Source organism: Agarivorans sp. (assembly GCF_050295395.1).
Taxonomy (GTDB): Bacteria; Pseudomonadota; Gammaproteobacteria; order Enterobacterales; family Celerinatantimonadaceae; genus Agarivorans.
In genome coordinates this window covers 1-4740 of the sequence record NZ_JBNKPP010000063.1, presented here as the reverse complement: position 1 = coordinate 4740, position 4740 = coordinate 1, and the positions used below count along the sequence as shown (strand labels likewise).

Annotated in this window: 6 protein-coding genes; all 6 read right to left on the bottom strand. The window is 46.2% G+C overall.

What is annotated here, in order from left to right:
* The coding region (locus ACQY6Q_RS03740; RefSeq protein WP_427978033.1) for an ABC transporter substrate-binding protein at positions 1-437 on the bottom strand (437 nt) is incomplete at its 3' end.
* A gap of 256 nt (positions 438-693) precedes the next feature.
* Entirely contained in the window at positions 694-1314 is a 621-nt protein-coding gene (locus tag ACQY6Q_RS03735; protein WP_427978031.1) for an FKBP-type peptidyl-prolyl cis-trans isomerase, read from the bottom strand.
* Positions 1315-1367: 53 nt separating this feature from the next.
* Entirely contained in the window at positions 1368-1856 is a 489-nt protein-coding gene (locus ACQY6Q_RS03730) for an N-acetyltransferase family protein (RefSeq protein WP_427978029.1), read from the bottom strand.
* 2 nt (positions 1857-1858) lie between these two features.
* Positions 1859-2686, bottom strand: coding sequence for a M48 family metallopeptidase (locus ACQY6Q_RS03725; RefSeq protein WP_427978027.1), 828 nt, complete (start codon positions 2684-2686; stop codon positions 1859-1861).
* A 27-nt stretch (positions 2687-2713) separates the two neighbouring features.
* A complete protein-coding gene (gene cobU, locus ACQY6Q_RS03720) occupies positions 2714-3262 on the bottom strand; it encodes a bifunctional adenosylcobinamide kinase/adenosylcobinamide-phosphate guanylyltransferase (RefSeq protein WP_427978025.1) in 549 nt (182 codons plus the stop codon).
* 121 nt (positions 3263-3383) lie between these two features.
* Positions 3384-4523 carry a molecular chaperone DnaJ gene (gene dnaJ / locus ACQY6Q_RS03715; protein ID WP_427978023.1) on the bottom strand — a complete coding sequence of 380 codons (1140 nt, stop codon included), beginning with the start codon at positions 4521-4523 and terminating at the stop codon, positions 3384-3386.
* Between the last annotated feature and the right edge of the window lie 217 nt (positions 4524-4740).

Here is a 4740-nt window from a genome sequence, read left to right as displayed (position 1 = left end):
CCATCTTCATGCGGAACGTGGGGCTTCATTTGCGCCCAAATATCATTAGACACGGTAATCGCATTACCGTTTAAGTCCATGCTAAAGGCGGTAATAATGTCAGCCTTAGTACCAAAACCAATAGTGGCACCTAGCGGTTGTCCTGCTAGCATGTGGGCGCCATCTAACTCGCCGGTGATAACACGGTCAAGCAGCACCTTCCAGTTGGCTTGAGCCTCTAACTGGACATACAGTCCTTCATCTTCAAAATAGCCCTTTTCATAGGCAATCGCCAAAGGTGCCATATCGGTCAATTTAATAAAGCCAAACTTAAGATCTTCTTTTTCTGGCTCGCCTATTTCAGCGTGACTATAAGCCACCACACTACTACTGATTAAGGCTGCGCTAATGCTGGCTTTAATGATGTTACTAAAACGCTTAGGGCTAAATTTGTGCATTCCTTGCTCCTGCTACTGCAAAACTACCAATCGAGGTAGAACCAAAATGTTGCTACACACTCAGGGTTGCCAAGGTCGTGCCAAGATCCAGATCACATTTTTTTAACACTACAAATCATTAACTTATAAAAATCTTTACCTCTAAAGGAGTATTGATATTTTTTTAATAAATTCACTAACTTAGAACACAAGCGCACAAACTTGGCGCATAAAAAAAAGCCGGCGAAATCGCCGGCTCTTTACCCATTGTTGACGCTTAAGCTAATACAGCTAGCAGCTCAACTTCAAATACTAGAGCAGCAAAAGGAGGGATGGCTGCGCCAGCACCTTGTGAACCATAGGCTAGCTCATGAGGAACGTATAGCTTCCACTTATCACCCACTTTCATGCGCTGCAGTGCTTCAGTCCAACCTTTAATTACACCATTTACAGGGAATTCAGCAGGTTGACCACGTTGTACTGAGCTGTCGAAGACTTCACCAGAAATCAAAGTACCTTCATAATGAACTTGTACCTTGCTGGTTGCGCTTGGGCTTTCACCGTCGCCTTCTACCAATACTTCGTACTGTAGGCCAGTCTCAGTTTTGTTGATCTCAGGGCGCTTAGCATTTTCAGCCAAGAAGCTTTCGCCTTCTGCCATAGCTTCTTTGTGCTGTTCAGCTTTTTTAGCTTCAATTTGCTTAGTGATTTCTTGGAATGCAGCACCAATAACCGCTTCATCTAACTGTGGTTGCTCGCCTTGCATAACATCACGAATGCCATCAAGCATGGCATTAACTTCTAGACCGTCGAATGCGGCACGCTCAATTTGTTCACCAATTTGAAGACCGTAACCGTAACTCGCTTGCGCAGCTGCGCCTTGATATTTATCGCTCATTTGAACTCTTAAATCTAATCAATAAATGAAGCTAAAAGGTTAACATAAAGCGATCAAAAATGCCCTTGGCGAAGCGCTAAATGGGCTTTTTTTTGTGAGTAGCGCAGCCCTGCAAAGTAGAGCTGTTGTTGCTCCCCAGTAAAATCAAAGCCCAAATGGCGATAGAAACCCTGCGCGTGCTGATTATCTTGCATTACCCAGCAATACAAGTGCCGCACCTTGGCTTGCTCACAGGCATGTTTTAACAAGGCTTTACCAAAGCCTTGGCCAATCCATTTGGGGGACAAGTATAAAGCGCTGAGTTCTTGGCATTGCGCTTGTTGTTGCAGGCAGATAAAACCAATCACTTCCGACAGCTCGACTAACCAGGTTTGATAAGCGGCGCTGTGAAGGCGCTGGTGCCAAGCCTGAAAATGCTCAGCAACCGGTAAGGCCTCTAACATATGTGCGGTCAGTGCATCGCTATGTAAATGCTGCCAACTTAAGCGCTGCACGCGGCATATTGCCGCCGCATCACTGACGCAGGCCAAACGAATAGACACAACTAGTTGTTAAAACTGGCTGGCCGCTGGCACTGCGGCGACTTACCCTGAGCAATAGCTTGTTTTTGCAACTGGGTAGCTCGTGCCATCCGCTCTTCCAAGTCGCTGATTCGAGTTTGATTAGAAGGGTGAGTAGACAAAAACTCAGGCACAGAACCCCCACCGGCTTTGGCCATATTTTGCCACAAGCTAACACTCGCTTTAGGGTTAAAACCGGCACTGGCCATTAAGTCTAGCCCCATTAGGTCGGCTTCACTTTCTTGGGTTCGTCCGTAAGGTAGCAATACGCCATACTGAACTCCTAAACCTAGTGCCGCCATGGCTAAGCCCTTATTCTCAATGCTATCGCTGACCCCAATGGCAATCGCCGCAACCGTAGTACCAATGCCTGCAATTTGATTTTGCGATAGTCGCTCGTTGCTGTGTTCAGCTAGTACATGGGAAATTTCATGGCCGATTACAGTAGCCAGCTGATCGGGTGTTTCCGCTACTTTAATCAAGCCCGTATACACACCAATATGTGCGCCGGGCAAAGCAAAGGCGTTCACCTGCTCTGAGTCAAATACCACCACTTCCCAGTGTTCTTCACCATAATGGCCTGGAATTTCTGCCGTCACCGCATTGGATACACAAGCCACGTAATCATTGGTTGCGGGATCGGTATAAATCTTTTCTTGTTGTTTGATTTCTTCAAAGGATTGAGCGCCCAGCGCGCTCATTTTGGCATCGTCATAGAGCAATACCCGCTTACGTCCAGTTGGAGAAGCCGAGCAACTTAGTAATACCGCTAAAGAGCCCGCAAGGAGTAAAGTTTTACTTAGTTTATTCATGGTGATAATCCGTTTCTTGGCAACCGCCTACGATTGCGGTTCCTTTAATATTAATGGTAATCCTGCGCTAATAAAAACCACTTTATCGGCTTTTGCCGCCAAGGCTTGATTTAAACGGCCAAGTTCATCTGCAAACAAACGTGCCATGGCGTTATCAGATACTAAGCCCAGCCCTACCTCATTGCTCACAATAACTATTTCACCATCTAAGCGCTCAAGGCATTCCAACAACACAGTGCTTTGCTGTTGTATATCGATGACTTGCTGCTCTGGCGAAGCAGAACGACACAACCACCAGCCCAACCACGTTGACATACATTCTAATAAAATGTGCCGCCCCTGACCCACATAACGCTCTAATACTTCGCCTAAGTTTTCATTTTCAAAGTCAAACTCATGGGTATCGAAGCGCGACTGCCGAGTCTGTTGATGATGAGCAATTCGCTGCGCCATTTCCTGATCGCTGGCCAAGGCAGTAGCAATATAAACAGGCTTAGGTTTTATATGGTCAACGAACTGCTGTTCTGCCCAACGGCTTTTGCCGCTACGAATTCCGCCTAAAACGAGGCTAATCATCAAGTTACCCTATTGGTTTGTAATACGATGTTGACTGACATACTAAAACAAGATCGCCCCTAATCACTATTTAGACATAAAAAAAGCGGCTAATGCCGCTTTTTAACTATGTAAGTTTTGATTAACTGGTTAGGTCATCAAAAAACTTTTTAACTCCATCGAAGAAACCTTCGGCTTTCGGCTTGTGCTTGCTGCTAGCTGAGCCTCCACAACTTTCTTCAAAATCTTTAAGTAGTTGTTTCTGTTTCTCATTCAACTTAATTGGCGTTTCTACAATCACTTTACAGATCAAGTCACCCACTGGGCCACCGCGTACCGACTTCACCCCTTTACCACGCATTCTAAACATGCGACCGGTTTGGGTTTCGCTAGGTACTTTTAGATTGACCCGACCATCAAGGGTGGGCACTTCAATCTCACCGCCCAAGGCAGCCAAGGTAAAGCTAATTGACACTTCGCAATAAAGGTTGCTTTCTTCACGCTTGAAAATGGGGTGCTCTTTAACATGAACTTGCACATACAAGTCCCCGGCAGGAGCGCCACTTTCACCGGCTTCGCCTTCACCAGATAAACGAACCCGGTCACCGGTATCAACCCCGGCAGGAATGCTAACCGATAAAGTTTTAGCACGTTCGTAACGACCTTCACCATGACATTTATGACAAGGATCGGAAATGATAGTCCCTTTACCCTTACAGGTAGGACAAGCTTGCTGCACCGCAAAGAAGCCTTGGCGCATCTGTACTTGGCCTTGGCCATGACAGGTACCACAAGTTTTTGGCGTTGAACCCTTCTTAGCGCCGCTACCATTACACTGCTCACAATGGACCAATGTAGGTACGCGAATTTCTTTCTTAATGCCTTTAACCGCTTGCTCTAAGGTTAGCTCAAGGTTGTAGCGCAAGTCTGAGCCACGCTGCGGTTGACGACGACCGCCACCAGCACGACCACCACCAAAAATGTCACCGAAGATGTCACCAAACGCATCACCGAAGTCAGCATGTCCGCCACCAAAACCACCTGCACCGCGGTTAGGATCAACCCCAGCATGACCGTAATGGTCATAGGATTCTTTCTTGTGCGGATTACTGAGCACTTCATAGGCTTCTTTCACTTCTTTAAATTTCTCTTCAGAAGCTTTATCACCCTTGGTGCGATCTGGGTGAAATTTCATCGCCAAACGTTTGTAGGCTTTTTTAATATCTCGTTCATTGGCATCTTTGGCGAGGCCAAGAACTTCATAATAATCGCGTTTTGACATAATGGGGTTCTACATTCTCACAACTAAATTAGCTGAAAGTATTGGCGTTAATAGACACACGGGCGTTGTGTTTAGACAACGCCCGTTCTTTTACTTAGTTAAGTGTTTCGACAAGGTTTATTTTTTGTCGTCTTTCACTTCTTCAAACTCGGCGTCGACTACGTCGTCTTGAGCACCAGCAGCTTGCTCTGCATCAGCTGCACCCGCTTCTGCTTGG

Bases quoted from the DNA above. Each gene is read 5' to 3' on its own strand.
- dnaJ (WP_427978023.1), bottom strand. From the start codon at position 4,523: ATGTCAAAACGCGATTATTATGAAGTTCTTGGCCTCGCCAAAGATGCC.
- cobU (WP_427978025.1), bottom strand. From the start codon at position 3,262: ATGATTAGCCTCGTTTTAGGCGGAATTCGTAGCGGCAAAAGCCGTTGG.
- ACQY6Q_RS03725 (WP_427978027.1), bottom strand. From the start codon at position 2,686: ATGAATAAACTAAGTAAAACTTTACTCCTTGCGGGCTCTTTAGCGGTA.
- ACQY6Q_RS03735 (WP_427978031.1), bottom strand. From the start codon at position 1,314: ATGAGCGATAAATATCAAGGCGCAGCTGCGCAAGCGAGTTACGGTTAC.